General features: G+C 46.8%; 13 protein-coding genes. All 13 read left to right on the forward strand.

From position 1 onward, the window contains the following. The first annotated feature begins 243 nt into the window (after window positions 1–243). The 13 genes from HQ50_RS04290 (at window position 244) to HQ50_RS04350 (ending at window position 13,187) form a co-directional block, all read left to right on the forward strand. Entirely contained in the window at window positions 244–888 is a 645-nt protein-coding gene (locus HQ50_RS04290) for a CoA transferase subunit A (RefSeq protein ID WP_039428480.1), read from the forward strand. A 55-nt stretch (window positions 889–943) separates the two neighbouring features. Next, the gene (locus HQ50_RS04295) at window positions 944–1,333 is read left to right on the forward strand and encodes a hotdog fold domain-containing protein (RefSeq protein WP_010956200.1); all 390 of its coding nucleotides are present in this window, start codon (window positions 944–946) and stop codon (window positions 1,331–1,333) included. Window positions 1,334–1,359: 26 nt separating this feature from the next. Next, entirely contained in the window at window positions 1,360–2,181 is an 822-nt protein-coding gene (locus HQ50_RS04300) for a 3-keto-5-aminohexanoate cleavage protein (protein WP_039417867.1), read from the forward strand. 41 nt (window positions 2,182–2,222) lie between these two features. Next, window positions 2,223–3,266, forward strand: a complete 1,044-nt coding sequence (locus tag HQ50_RS04305) for a zinc-binding dehydrogenase (RefSeq protein ID WP_004584457.1) — start codon at window positions 2,223–2,225, stop codon at window positions 3,264–3,266. A 101-nt stretch (window positions 3,267–3,367) separates the two neighbouring features. Continuing rightward, entirely contained in the window at window positions 3,368–4,618 is a 1,251-nt protein-coding gene (gene ablA, locus HQ50_RS04310; RefSeq protein ID WP_018964630.1) for a lysine 2,3-aminomutase, read from the forward strand. 130 nt (window positions 4,619–4,748) lie between these two features. Beyond that, a complete protein-coding gene (locus tag HQ50_RS04315) occupies window positions 4,749–5,717 on the forward strand; it encodes a hypothetical protein (protein ID WP_039428668.1) in 969 nt (322 codons plus the stop codon). After that, entirely contained in the window at window positions 5,711–7,108 is a 1,398-nt protein-coding gene (locus tag HQ50_RS04320) for a DNA mismatch repair protein MutS (RefSeq protein ID WP_052074890.1), read from the forward strand. The genes HQ50_RS04315 and HQ50_RS04320 overlap by 7 nt, the downstream gene beginning before the upstream one ends. Window positions 7,109–7,135: 27 nt before the next feature. Next, a complete protein-coding gene (locus HQ50_RS04325; RefSeq protein ID WP_018964627.1) occupies window positions 7,136–8,707 on the forward strand; it encodes a lysine 5,6-aminomutase subunit alpha in 1,572 nt (523 codons plus the stop codon). Beyond that, entirely contained in the window at window positions 8,704–9,495 is a 792-nt protein-coding gene (locus HQ50_RS04330) for an OAM dimerization domain-containing protein (protein WP_004584452.1), read from the forward strand. Before HQ50_RS04325 ends, HQ50_RS04330 begins: the two co-directional genes overlap by 4 nt. Before the next feature lie 23 nt (window positions 9,496–9,518). Next, on the forward strand, window positions 9,519–10,181 hold the full coding sequence (locus HQ50_RS04335; protein ID WP_018964626.1) for a 3-oxoacid CoA-transferase subunit B: 663 nt from the start codon (window positions 9,519–9,521) through the stop codon (window positions 10,179–10,181). 45 nt (window positions 10,182–10,226) lie between these two features. After that, window positions 10,227–11,366 (forward strand): acyl-CoA dehydrogenase, encoded by a 1,140-nt coding sequence (locus HQ50_RS04340; RefSeq protein ID WP_026292115.1) that lies wholly within the window; start codon window positions 10,227–10,229, stop codon window positions 11,364–11,366. A gap of 14 nt (window positions 11,367–11,380) precedes the next feature. Continuing rightward, entirely contained in the window at window positions 11,381–12,166 is a 786-nt protein-coding gene (locus HQ50_RS04345) for an electron transfer flavoprotein subunit beta/FixA family protein (protein ID WP_018964624.1), read from the forward strand. 13 nt (window positions 12,167–12,179) lie between these two features. Next, window positions 12,180–13,187, forward strand: coding sequence for an electron transfer flavoprotein subunit alpha/FixB family protein (locus HQ50_RS04350; RefSeq protein ID WP_018964623.1), 1,008 nt, complete (start codon window positions 12,180–12,182; stop codon window positions 13,185–13,187). Window positions 13,188–13,204 lie beyond the last annotated feature (17 nt).

Genomic DNA, 13,204 nt, shown 5'->3' on the forward strand with positions numbered 1-13,204 from the left:
ACGATAATCTGTATTATGTTTACTTGTATGTATGCTTATCCTTTGAATGAACTCTTTATGAAACAGCTAATCCCCGACTAATGCTTAGCCATAAGCCTCGGCTCTACTGTTATTTTTGCAACTCCCAAATTGGCACTATCTTTGGTGCGCAATTATATCAACCGAAATAAGTTGATACATACAGATTTGTCACGAAAAGAGAAGGAAATAGAATTCTCAACAAAATAAAAAACAGAAAAAACCATGAATAAAGCGATTTCGGCTGAAAAGTTGTCCGTCTTGTTTAAGGACGGTATGACTATCATGGTGGGTGGCTTTTTAGCGAATGGTACCCCCGAAAGGATTATCGACGAACTAGTAAAGAGCGGTGTCAAGGATCTCACCCTTATTGCCAACGACACGTCCTATCCGGATCGTGGTTGTGGTCGGCTCATTGCAAACCATCAGGTGAAGAAGTTGATAGCTTCTCACATCGGTACGAACCCCATGACCGGTGATCAAATGAATACAGGCGAGTTGATAATCGAATTTAGTCCTCAGGGCACTCTTGCAGAGAGAGTACGAGCAGGAGGAGCCGGCTTGGGAGGAGTATTGACTCCTACAGGGCTTGGGACTGTAATCGAAGAAGGCAAACAGAAGATCGAGATTGATGGCGAGGTTTTTTTGCTCGAAAAACCTATCCGTGCTGACTTTGCCTTTATTAAAGGAAGCGTTGGCGATGAATTCGGGAATCTCATCTATAAAGGTACAACACAGAACTTCCAGCCGCTGATGGCTATGGCAGCAGACTGTGTAGTAGCAGAAATCGAAGAAATCCGCCCTACCGGACAGATCCCCATGGAACAAATCCACACCAGTGGCATATTCGTGGATTATATCCTTCAATAAGCAGTAATCTCTGCTCACAGACCAATCAACTACTCACAATAACTCCAATACGACTATGACAAAGACATCAATGATCCGTCTTCGGATGAGTGCACATGATGCTCATTACGGAGGTAACTTAGTAGATGGGGCTCGCATGCTCCAACTCTTCGGAGACGTTGCCACAGAACTCCTTATCATGCAAGACGGTGATGAAGGCCTCTTCTGTGCTTATGACAATGTGGAATTTTTGGCTCCGGTATTTGCCGGAGACTATATAGAGGCTGTAGGCGAAATCACTCATGTGGGAAATACCAGTCGAAAGATGAAATTCGAAGCTCGTAAGGTGATTCGTCCTCGTACGGATATTTCGGAGTCGGCAGCCGATGTGCTTGACGAACCTATTGTTGTTTGCCGTGCTACCGGCACTTGTGTGGTACCGGCTAATTGCCAGCGCAACAAATAAGTAAAACCATTATACCGACTGTAGTTATGGAAAAATTGATCATTACGGCAGCCATCTGCGGTGCAGAGGTTCTGAAAGAGCATAATCCGGCCGTTCCCTATACGGTAGAAGAGTGTGTACGTGAAGCCAAATCGGCCTATGATGCAGGTGCCAGCATCATTCATCTCCATGTGAGATACGATGATGGTACCCCTACTCAAGATAAAAATCGCTTCAAAGAAGTCATGGATGCCATCAAGGCAGTATGTCCCGATGTAATCATCCAGCCTTCGACGGGAGGTGCTGTGGGCATGACGAATGATGAACGTCTGCAACCGACAGAGCTTTCTCCCGAAATGGCCACTTTGGATTGTGGCACCCTTAACTTCGGTGGTGATGAAGTGTTCACCAATACGGAAAACACGATCAAATATTTCGGGGAGAAAATGATCGAGCGTGGTATCAAACCCGAACTCGAAGTCTTCGACAAGAGTATGATCGACATGGCTCTTCGTCTTCACCGCAAAGGTTATATCCAATCCCCTATGCACTTCGACTTCGTAATGGGTGTAAATGGCGGTATCAGCGGAGAAATGCGTGATTTCGTTTTCCTTCGCGAAAGTATCCCCGCAGATGCCACATATACTGTAGCAGGTGTGGGACGCTATGAATTTCCCCTCGCAGCACTGGCTATCATTGATGGAGGACATGTGCGTGTAGGTTTCGAAGACAATGTATATATATCCAAAGGAGTTTTAGCTCGCTCTAATGGAGAATTGGTAGAAAAAGTGGTACGTATGGCCAAGGAAATGGGTCGTGAGATAGCCACTCCGGCAGAAGCCCGTCGGATATTGGGGCTTAGCAAATAAAGGCTCTAAAACTCACAAAATTCACTCAATACGTTTCGACAATGCAAAAGAAAGGAAACAAATACGGCACACACCGTGTATTAGCCCCTCAGGGCGTTCTACCTCAGCCCGCTGAAAAAGTGGACAACAACATGGATGAAATCTACGACAATGAGATTCTCATCGATGTTAAGACTTTGAATATAGACTCTGCAAGTTTCACGCAGATCCATGAACAGGCCGGTGGAGATAAGGCCAAAATCGCCGAAATCATGCTTGGCATTGTAGCCAAACAAGGTAAACATCGCAACCCTGTAACAGGCTCAGGCGGGATGCTTCTCGGTGTAGTTGAAAAGATCGGTGATGCTCTCAAAGACAAAATCGACTTGAAGGTAGGCGATAAGATTGCCACGCTCGTGTCGCTTTCTCTAACGCCGCTCCGCATCGACAAAATCAAGGAAATTCGTCCGGATGTAGATCAAGTGGACATCGAAGGAAAGGCTATTCTCTTCGAAAGCGGTATCTATGCGAAGATTCCTAACGATTTGCCTGAAAAGTTGGCTCTGTCGGCTCTTGATGTGGCAGGTGCTCCTGCTCAGACAGCCAAATTGGTGAAGCCGGGAGATACGGTACTTATTATCGGCGCAGGTGGCAAGAGCGGTATGCTCTGCTGCTACGAAGCCAAGAAACGTGCCGGTGTAACCGGTAAGGTAATCGGTCTTTGCCACTCACAGAAGAGTACGGATCGCTTGAAAGCTCTCGGTTTCTGTGATCATGTATTCTCTGCCGATGCAACGAAGCCGGTACCCGTAATGGAAGAGATCGAAAAGCTTACGAACGGAGAGATGTGTGATGTTACGATCAACAACGTAAACATCACCGATACGGAAATGACGAGCATCCTCTGTACGAAGAATGATGGTATCGTCTATTTCTTCTCTATGGCTACAAGCTTCACCAAAGCCGCTTTGGGGGCTGAGGGCGTAGGCAGTGACGTGACTATGATCGTTGGTAATGGCTATACTAAGGGTCATGCCGAAATCACACTGCAGGAGCTTCGGGAATGTGAGGCTTTGCGTAAAGTTTTCACAGAATTGTACGCTTAATTCGTAAGAAATAAGCTGCTACGGAGAGATGATAAGCCGGTTCGGAATCATTGTCTCCGTAGTATTCTTTTTTAGATAATCAGCCAAAGCTCACAATAACCATGGCAGAAAGTCGTAGAAAGTATTATTTCCCTGATGTCACCGATGAGCAATGGAACGACTGGCATTGGCAGGTCCTCAATCGAATTGAGACGCTCGACCAGCTGAAAAAGTACGTTACACTCACCGCTGAAGAAGAAGAGGGAGTAAAAGAATCGCTCAAAGTGCTCCGAATGGCTATCACACCTTATTATTTGAGTTTGATAGACCCCGAGAATCCTAATTGTCCGATTCGTAAACAAGCTATTCCTACTCATCAGGAATTGGTACGTGCTCCTGAAGATCAGGTAGACCCACTTAGTGAAGATGAAGATTCGCCCGTACCCGGACTGACTCATCGTTATCCGGATCGTGTATTGTTCCTTATCACGGACAAATGCTCGATGTACTGTCGTCATTGTACTCGCCGTCGCTTCGCAGGACAGAAAGATGCTTCTTCTCCTTCTGAGCGTATCGATCGATGCATTGACTATATAGCCAATACACCGACAGTCCGCGATGTTTTGCTCTCGGGAGGCGATGCCCTCCTTGTCAGTGACGATCGCTTGGAATACATATTGAAGCGTCTGCGCGAAATACCTCATGTGGAGATCGTTCGTATAGGAAGCCGTACGCCGGTAGTCCTTCCTCAGCGCATAACGCCTCAATTGGTGGATATGCTCAAAAAGTATCATCCCGTGTGGCTGAACACCCACTTCAACCACCCGAATGAGATTACGGAAGAAGCTGTAGAGGCCTGTGAAAGAATGGCCAATGCAGGTATTCCGTTGGGTAACCAAACGGTTTTATTGCGTGGAATCAATGATTGTACGCATGTGATGAAGAGATTGGTGCATTTGCTTGTAAAGATGCGTGTGCGTCCTTACTATATCTATGTATGCGATCTCTCGCTTGGTATAGGTCATTTCCGCACACCGGTATCCAAAGGCATCGAGATTATCGAGAACCTGCGTGGACACACCTCGGGCTATGCTGTCCCCACCTTTGTGGTAGACGCTCCGGGGGGTGGTGGTAAGATACCTGTAATGCCGAACTATGTTGTATCTCAGTCCCCACGACATGTGGTTCTTCGCAACTATGAAGGTGTTATCACGACCTATACGGAACCGGAGAATTATCATGAGGAGTGTGATTGTGAGGACTGTCGAGCCGGTAAGCATAAAGAGGGTGTAGCCGCACTTTCCGGAGGCCAGCAGTTGGCTATCGAGCCTTCCGACTTAGCTCGCAAAAAACGCAAGTTCGATAAGAACTAATTGATTGAAAATAAGCTCCCTCCCCTTTGCAAAGCCATTGGGGAGAGAGCTTGCTTAAAGAGAGAAAGAGAGAAAAAAATTGCCTTTTGTAGAAAAGATCATGCAGAGCCGGAGCATATCCATTTTCGGAATGGAGAAGAACACCGGCAAAACGGAAACGCTCAACTATATCATCAGGCGACTCGATGCCTATCGGCATAGGGTTGCCCTTACTTCTATAGGCATAGATGGAGAAAAGAGTGACCAGGTAACTCAGACGGCCAAGCCGGAAATAGTGGTGCCTAAAGGGATGATATTCGTTACCTCCGAGTTGCATTATCTACAGAAAGAAGTGATTGCAGAGATTATTGATGTCAGCGAAGATCGGACTGCATTGGGACGGCTCATCACGGCCTGCTCTTTGGAACCCGGTAAGATATTGCTCTCAGGGCCTTCCACGACGGGTGGGTTAAGAAAAATGATAACTACCCTATCGAATTCCGGAGTGCAAACGACTATTGTAGATGGAGCTCTTTCTCGCAAGTGTCTGGCATCTCCTGTCGTTACCGATGCTATGATTTTAGCTACCGGAGCTGCTTTGTCCATCAATATACCTCAGTTGGTCCGTAAAACGGCTGCCGTGTATCGATTGATCTCTTTACCTACAGTGGAAGCCGAATTGGCAGAGAGATTAGACCCCATCGAACAAGGCATATGGGGGATAGATGAATCGGGCAACGTTCACGACTTGGGGATTCGTTCGGCACTGATGCTGAATGCATCTAACAGAAATGACCTGACTCGCTTCGGCAACAGAATTTATGTATCCGGAGCCGTTAGTGATAACTTATTGGAACAGCTTCGCCTCTCTGATGATAAAATCTGTCTCATTATCAGAGATTTTACACGTATGTTTGCTTTGCCGGAAGCAGTAGATCGTTTTCTACAGAGCAAACATGAGATCGAATCTCTGTATGGAGGTAAGCTATTGGCCGTGACAATCAATCCGGTAGCACCCAGCGGGTACAAGCTGAAATCCGAAGTGCTGCGCAGAGAAATGGAAAAAGCCCTCGGCATTCCGGTCTACGATGTAAGAGGGCTAAACTCGTTTGAATGTTGATGAAACTACGGGAACAGATCAATAGCATTAGCGGCCTTCGCTATGTAATAGATGAGTTGTGCATACATTCATCTGTGGGGCGGCGTTGTCTGTTGGAGCAAGAGTTTCTGACCGAGGCTTCCGATATTGAAGAGCTTCTTTCTCGTGTAGAAATAGCCATCTCATACCAAGCAGACCAACGAAAAGAAAGAGGTCTGGATGAGATCGCACACAAATTAATGCAGCTGCGTGACATCCAAGGAACGATATATTCTCTTTCACACCACGTAGTTTGCACGGATATTGATTTTTTCGAGATCAAATTCTTGGCAATTTTAAGTGAAGATATTCGGGATTTGATCCGTTTTTACAAGTTAGATGATCTCACCTCTCCCCTACCCGATTTGTCGCATATTGTTTCCGTTTTGGATCCGGAGGAAAAGAAAATTCCTCATTTCTATATATATGATGCATATTCGGAGACATTGAGAGAGTTGAGAGACAAGCTCAAAAAGGAAACAAACGAAGACGCCAAGATCGAAATTCGCAATGAAAGTTTGCAAGAAGAAGACATCGTCCGAAAGCAACTTTCTCGCCAGCTGTCTCCTTATGCTGCTGGATTGGCTACAGCTCTGGAATTGTTGGGAGCGATAGACCTGTTATTAGCAAAGGTCAAGCTATTCCTTCAGCTTGGATGGAGCAAACCGGTTTCCGGTCATAGTGTTACGAACTATACGGGACTGGTACATCCACATGTTCTTAGCCTCCTGGAAGAAAAAGGAGAAAAATTCCAGCCGGTAGATATAGCCCTACCCTCTCTGCCAACCTTAATTACCGGTGCTAACATGGCAGGAAAAAGTGTGCTGCTGCAAGGAGTCGCATTAGCTCAGATCCTCTATCAATATGGCTTTTATGTGCCGGCACAAAAGGCAGAGATATGCCCTGTGGAAAAAGTGATGCTTTCGCTTGGAGATGCGCAAGATATTAGACAGGGGCTTTCCTCTTTCGGGGCGGAAATGATGTGTCTTTCGTCCATTGCCGATGAGGCCGGACAGGGAAAGCAACTACTCGTTTTAGTCGATGAACCTGCAAGGACAACGAATCCTGTAGAAGGACAAGCCATTGTCAGTGGGTTATTGGCTATATTGAGCAGGTATAAGATCCGATCTCTCGTCACTACACATTATGGCAGTATAGACATTCCATGTCGCCGCTTGAAAGTGCGTGGTTTTAGAGAAGACAAAGTGAACCTGCCTCTACAAGTAAACTCCCTCACCAAATGTGTGGACTATACGCTCGAAGAAGTGAGCGGAAACGATGTCCCACACGAAGCAATACGCATAGCAGAGATCCTTGGGGTTAATGAGGCTCTCATGACAGAATGTAAACAGTTTTTGAACAACACGAAATAGCATAAAGCAAGAATACATATCATAAGTATGCAAAAAAGTAAAGTCGGAATTGATTTCTCCAAGGTAGAATATGCCAGAAGCATTGCCGGAGAAATAGCCGGTAACGTACAGACATTCGTCGAACAATACACGACTGTAGCCGTGGAACGCACCCTCTGTCGCCTAATCGGGGTTGATGGAGTGGATGGCAATGCTGTTCCACTACCCAATGTATTGGTCGACCATCTGAAAGACCGGAATGTTTTGGGGCATGGTGCTCTGTTCTTTTTAGCAAATGGAATAGTTGCTACAGGGAAATCTCCTCAGGAAATTGCCGAAGGTGTGGCTGTCGGCGAAATAGATCTTACCTCTTATCCCTTCTGTCCTGCCAACGTCATTGCAGACACATTGGCACCGCTCATAACAGCAGGGATGCAAAAAATAGCTGCCAACAGAAAGAGAAGAGAGGACTATATCGAGACTCTCGGAGAAGGGCCAAGACCTTATCTATACGTTATTGTTGCTACCGGCAATATATATGAAGACGTCGTTCAAGCACAAGCAGCTGCTCGCCAAGGAGCCGATATTATTGCCGTAATACGTACTACGGGACAGAGTTTGCTCGACTATGTCCCTTACGGAGCTACGACAGAAGGATTCGGGGGAACTTTTGCTACACAGGAAAACTTCCGTATCATGCGAAAAGCCTTGGATGAGGTTGGAGAAGAGGTCGGTCGGTACATCAGGCTCTGCAACTATTGTTCGGGTCTTTGCATGCCGGAAATAGCCGTAATGGGAGCACTCGAAGGCTTGGACGTAATGCTCAATGATGCTCTCTATGGAATTCTTTTCCGAGACATCAATATGCAACGTACTCTGGTGGATCAGTACATGAGTCGTGTCATCAACGGATTTGCCGGTGTTATCATCAATACTGGCGAGGATAACTATCTGACCACAGCTGATGCCGTAGAAGAAGCACATACCGTACTTGCCTCGGATTTGATCAATGAGCAGCTGGCTCTTACAGCCGGATTGCCTTCAGAACAGATGGGGCTTGGACATGCATTTGAAATGGATCCCATGCTCGAAAATGGATTCCTTTTCGAGTTGGCCCAAGCACAAATGACCAGAGAAATTTTCCCCAAAGCTCCGCTTAAATACATGCCTCCTACGAAGTTCATGACCGGCAACATTTTCCGTGGTCATTTGCAGGATGCCCTTTTCAATATAATCGGTGTGTGGACCTCTCAGGGTATCCAGCTGCTCGGTATGCCTACCGAAGCCATCCATACTCCTTTTATGAGCGACCGCTATCTTTCGATCGAAAATGCCAAATATATTTTCTCCAATATGAAGAATATCGGATCGGAGGTTGAGTTCAAGGAGGGTGGTATCGTACAGAGCCGAGCACGTGAAGTGCTTGACAAGACCGTCAATTTGCTTGAAAGATTGAAGGAAGAAGGTCTCTTCTCTGCTTTGGAAAAAGGTATTTTTGGTGATGTAAAACGCCCGATGAACGGAGGAAAGGGTTTAAGCGGTGTTGCCAAGAAAGAAGCACACTACTACAACCCGACAATCGAGCTGATGAAAAACTTTAATATGAGTGGTAAGTTATGAGCGGTGGACTATATTCGACAGAAGGAAGAGATTTCGATCAGACATTAGATCTATCGCGCATCAAGCCCTATGGCGATACGATGAATGACGGTAAAGTGCAGCTTAGTTTTACCTTACCTGTTCCGGCCGGAGATGAAGCCATCGAAGCAGCCAAGCAGCTCATCAAGAAAATGGGGATGCAGAATCCTCAAGTAGTATTCTTCCGCGAACTGACAGAAGGTTTTACTTTTTTCAACTGTTATGGAAGCTGCGAACATACAGTAGACTATAGCTCTATCTATGTTCCGAAAGTAGAATCTACGAAATGGGATATGGCTGAAACAGACGACTTTATCCGTGAGAATATCGGCCGAAAGATAGTAGTGGTTGGAGCCAGTACAGGCACTGATGCCCATACGGTAGGCATTGATGCCATCATGAATATGAAAGGCTTTGCCGGTCATTATGGTTTGGAACGCTACGAAATGATCGAAGCATACAATCTTGGCAGTCAGGTTCCGAATGAAGAGTTTATTGCCAAGGGAATCGAGCTCAATGCTGATGCTCTTTTGGTATCTCAAACAGTAACACAGAAAGATGTGCATATCAAGAATCTGATAGAGCTGGTCGAACTCATGGAGGCAGAAGGTCTGAGAGATAAGATGATCTTGGCCTGTGGAGGGCCTCGTATCACTTATGAATTGGCCAAAGAGCTTGGCTATGATGCAGGATTCGGTGCCAATACATATGCGGATGATGTTGCTTCATTCATCGCTCAGGAGTTTCATAAGAGAATGAATAACAAATAGAAATCGATAAAATATTTTTCATCATGGAAAAAGATCAAATCAGAGAAGTGATCGCCAAGCGCGTTGCCCTCGAATTGAAAGATGGTGATGTGGTCAACCTCGGTATAGGTCTGCCGACGATGGTGCCCAATTACCTAAAACCCGGAGTACAAGTATATTTGCAGTCTGAAAATGGCATGATTGGGATGGGCCCTGCTCCGGAAACAGGCAAAGAAGATCCTTATCTGATCAATGCCGGGGGAGGTTCCATTACGGCTATTCCGGGTGCTGCCTCATTTGACAGTGCTACCTCATTTGCCATCATTCGTGGTGGACATGTGGATGTCAGTGTACTCGGAGCATTGCAAGTAGACGAAAATGGGGACTTGGCCAACTGGCTTATTCCCGGCAAGAAAGCACCCGGTATGGGAGGAGCCATGGATTTGCTGGTAGGAACTCGCAAGGTAATTTTGGCCATGGAGCATACAGCCAAGGGTAGCCCCAAAATCATGAAGAAATGCTCTTTGCCGCTTACGGCAAAAGGACAAGTAAACCTGATTATCACAGAAATGTGTGTGATCGAAGTGTGCCCCGAAAAAGGCCTTGTCGTAACAGAAATACATCCAGATTTTACAGCAGAACAAGTACAAGCTGCGACTGAAGCTTCATTGACTTTTGCTTCTGAGATCATCCCGATGCAACAATAAAAAGAGTTTTTAGTATCACTACAAACCAAATAAACTTCAAGAATTATGAACTTTTCTCAGACACCCCAAGAACAATTGTTTCTTGAGATGATCCGCAGTTTCGCCGAGAAAGAAGTAAAACCTCTGGCGGCAGAAATTGACGAGCAGGAACGTTTCCCCATCGAAACAGTAAAGAAGATGGGCGAAATCGGACTGATGGGCATCCCTTTCCCCGTTGAGTACGGTGGTGCCGGCGGTACAAACGTAATGTATTCGATGGCAGTGGAGGAACTAAGCCGTGTATGTGCTACCACTGGCGTGGTTCTTTCTGCACACACATCTTTGTGCGCAGCTCCCATCTACGAAAATGGAACAGAAGAACAAAAGATGAAGTATTTGCCGAAACTCTGTTCCGGCGAATGGATCGGTGCATTTGGACTTACCGAACCCAATGCAGGTACGGATGCTGCTGCTCAGCAAACTTTTGCTGAAGAGAAGGAAGATCATTTCATACTTAACGGTAACAAGATTTTTATCACCAATGCCGAATATGCTCACGTATATGTGGTATTTGCCATGACAGACAAGAGCCAGGGCACACGTGGTATCACAGCATTCATTGTTGAAAAAGGAACTCCCGGCTTCTCTATAGGAAAGAAAGAGCTGAAGATGGGTATCCGTGGTTCGGCTACATGCGAACTTATTTTTGAAAACTGCATCGTCCCCAAAGAGAATCTTCTCGGTCGCGTAGGCGGTGGCTTCAAAATCGCCATGAAAACCCTTGATGGCGGACGTATCGGTATCGCATCTCAGGCCCTCGGTATTGCACAGGGAGCCATGGACGAGACGGTGAAGTACACCAAAGAGCGTAAGCAATTCGGTCGCAGCATCGCTCAATTCCAGAACACACAATTCCAACTTGCCGACCTGCAATGCCGCATTCAGGCATCTCGTTTGTTGGTTCGTTTGGCAAGCTGGAAGAAGGATATGAAGATGCCTTATACGATGGAATCGGCTCAGGCCAAACTCTACTGCGCAGAAACGGCTATGGATATGACTACGAAAGCGGTTCAGTTCCACGGAGGATATGGCTATACTCGTGAGTATCCGGTAGAGCGTATGATGCGCGATGCTAAGATCACTGAGATTTACGAAGGTACCAGCGAAGTTCAACGCTTGGTAATCGCATCCAACTTATTAAAATAATCAAGCATTAGACTATGAATATCGTTGTTTGTATCAAACAGGTACCCGATACTACCGAAATCAAATTGGATCCTGTAAAAGGCACGCTCATTCGTGACGGTGTGCCCAGTATCATGAACCCCGATGACAAGGGAGCTTTGGAACAAGCTCTTCGCTTCAAGGACACCCACAATGCACACGTAACTGTGATCACGATGGGACCGCCACAGGCAGAAGCTATCCTGCGCGAAGCATATGCCATGGGTGCAGATCATGCCATCCTTGTCAGCGATCGTAAGTTCGGTGGAGCCGACACATTGGCCACGAGCTACACCCTCTCTCAAGCGTTGCGAAAGATAGATCATGACCTGATTATCGCTGGCCGTCAAGCTATCGACGGTGATACGGCTCAGGTAGGACCTCAGATTGCCGAGCAGCTTGATCTCCCACAGATCACATACGTGGAAGAAGCCACATTCGATGGCAAGCAAACTCTGACTGTTCGCAAGAGCACGGAAGAAGGACATGAGATTTTGGAAGTAGAGCTTCCTTGTATGCTTACCTTGTTGGCTACGGCTAATAAGCCTCGCTACATGCGCGTTCGTGGCATTATGGAAACCTTCGACAGACCCATTGAATGCTGGGGAGCAAGCGACATTGATGTCGATCCGGAAAGAATCGGTTTGGCCGGTTCTCCCACGAGCGTGAAGAAGTCATTCACCAAGGGAGCCAAGGCCATGGGAGCACTGCATGAAGATATCACTCCCGAAGAAGCTGCTGACATTATCTTCAACAAACTGAAAGAGAAATTCATCATCTGAACAACAAGCAACTATGGATAAGGAATTATATAAAGGTGTTTTCGTCTTCGCAGAGCAACGCGAAGGAGTGATTCAGAACGTAGCCTTCGAACTCATCGGAAAGGCTCGTGAACTGGCAGACACCATCGGAGAAAAAGTAACGGCAATTCTTTGCGGCTACAAGGTTGCTGACTTGCCTAAGGAACTTATCGCTGCCGGTGCCGATACGGTGCTTGTCGTAGACGATGAGAAGCTCGAGAACTACCTTACCGAGCCTTACGCTCAGGCCATTACCCAGATTCTTCAGGACAAGAAGCCTGAGATCGTACTCCTCGGTGCTACGACTATCGGTCGCGACCTCGGCCCCCGTCTTTCTTCTCGCTTGCGTACAGGTCTTACAGCAGACTGCACATCGCTTGAGATCGGTGACGAGCGCAATCTGCTGATGACACGTCCGGCTTTCGGTGGTAACCTTATGGCTACGATTATCAGTAAGGTACATCGTCCTCAGATGTCTACGGTTCGTCCCGGCGTTATGCGTCGTAAGGCTATGGACTACAATCGTCAAGGTACGGTTGAAAACGTAACTATCACGTTTGACACAGCCAAGTTCCGTGTTCGCCTGATCAAGAAAGAGCGTGAAGACAAGAATATGGTGGACATCACGGAAGCTCACATCCTTGTCAGTGGTGGTCGTGGCGTTGGTTCACAAGATGGCTTCAGCAAGCTGGCCGAACTGGCCCAGCAGATCCATGCAGAAGTTTCTTCTTCTCGTGCTATGGTCGATGCCGGTCTTATCGGTCACGAACGTCAGGTAGGACAAACGGGTAAGACCGTTCGCCCCGATATCTATATGGCCATTGGTATCTCAGGTGCTATCCAGCACTTGGCCGGTATGGAGGAGAGCGATTATATCATTGCCATCAACAAGGACAAATTCGCTCCCATCTTCCAGGTAGCCGATCTCGGTGTAGTCGGCGACTTGCACAAGATTGTACCCATTCTGACGGCCAAGCTACGTTCTGCCATGCAGGACAAGTAAGAGTCTGAGAGAATCTT

The sequence above is a fragment of the Porphyromonas sp. COT-052 OH4946 genome (assembly GCF_000765965.1).
Lineage (GTDB): Bacteria > Bacteroidota > Bacteroidia > Bacteroidales > Porphyromonadaceae > Porphyromonas > Porphyromonas gulae.

Bases quoted from the DNA above. Each gene is read 5' to 3' on its own strand.
- HQ50_RS04290 (WP_039428480.1), top strand. From the start codon at position 244: ATGAATAAAGCGATTTCGGCTGAAAAGTTGTCCGTCTTGTTTAAGGAC.
- HQ50_RS04295 (WP_010956200.1), top strand. From the start codon at position 944: ATGACAAAGACATCAATGATCCGTCTTCGGATGAGTGCACATGATGCT.
- HQ50_RS04300 (WP_039417867.1), top strand. From the start codon at position 1,360: ATGGAAAAATTGATCATTACGGCAGCCATCTGCGGTGCAGAGGTTCTG.
- HQ50_RS04305 (WP_004584457.1), top strand. From the start codon at position 2,223: ATGCAAAAGAAAGGAAACAAATACGGCACACACCGTGTATTAGCCCCT.
- ablA (WP_018964630.1), top strand. From the start codon at position 3,368: ATGGCAGAAAGTCGTAGAAAGTATTATTTCCCTGATGTCACCGATGAG.
- HQ50_RS04315 (WP_039428668.1), top strand. From the start codon at position 4,749: ATGGAGAAGAACACCGGCAAAACGGAAACGCTCAACTATATCATCAGG.
- HQ50_RS04320 (WP_052074890.1), top strand. From the start codon at position 5,711: ATGTTGATGAAACTACGGGAACAGATCAATAGCATTAGCGGCCTTCGC.
- HQ50_RS04325 (WP_018964627.1), top strand. From the start codon at position 7,136: ATGCAAAAAAGTAAAGTCGGAATTGATTTCTCCAAGGTAGAATATGCC.
- HQ50_RS04330 (WP_004584452.1), top strand. From the start codon at position 8,704: ATGAGCGGTGGACTATATTCGACAGAAGGAAGAGATTTCGATCAGACA.
- HQ50_RS04335 (WP_018964626.1), top strand. From the start codon at position 9,519: ATGGAAAAAGATCAAATCAGAGAAGTGATCGCCAAGCGCGTTGCCCTC.
- HQ50_RS04340 (WP_026292115.1), top strand. From the start codon at position 10,227: ATGAACTTTTCTCAGACACCCCAAGAACAATTGTTTCTTGAGATGATC.
- HQ50_RS04345 (WP_018964624.1), top strand. From the start codon at position 11,381: ATGAATATCGTTGTTTGTATCAAACAGGTACCCGATACTACCGAAATC.
- HQ50_RS04350 (WP_018964623.1), top strand. From the start codon at position 12,180: ATGGATAAGGAATTATATAAAGGTGTTTTCGTCTTCGCAGAGCAACGC.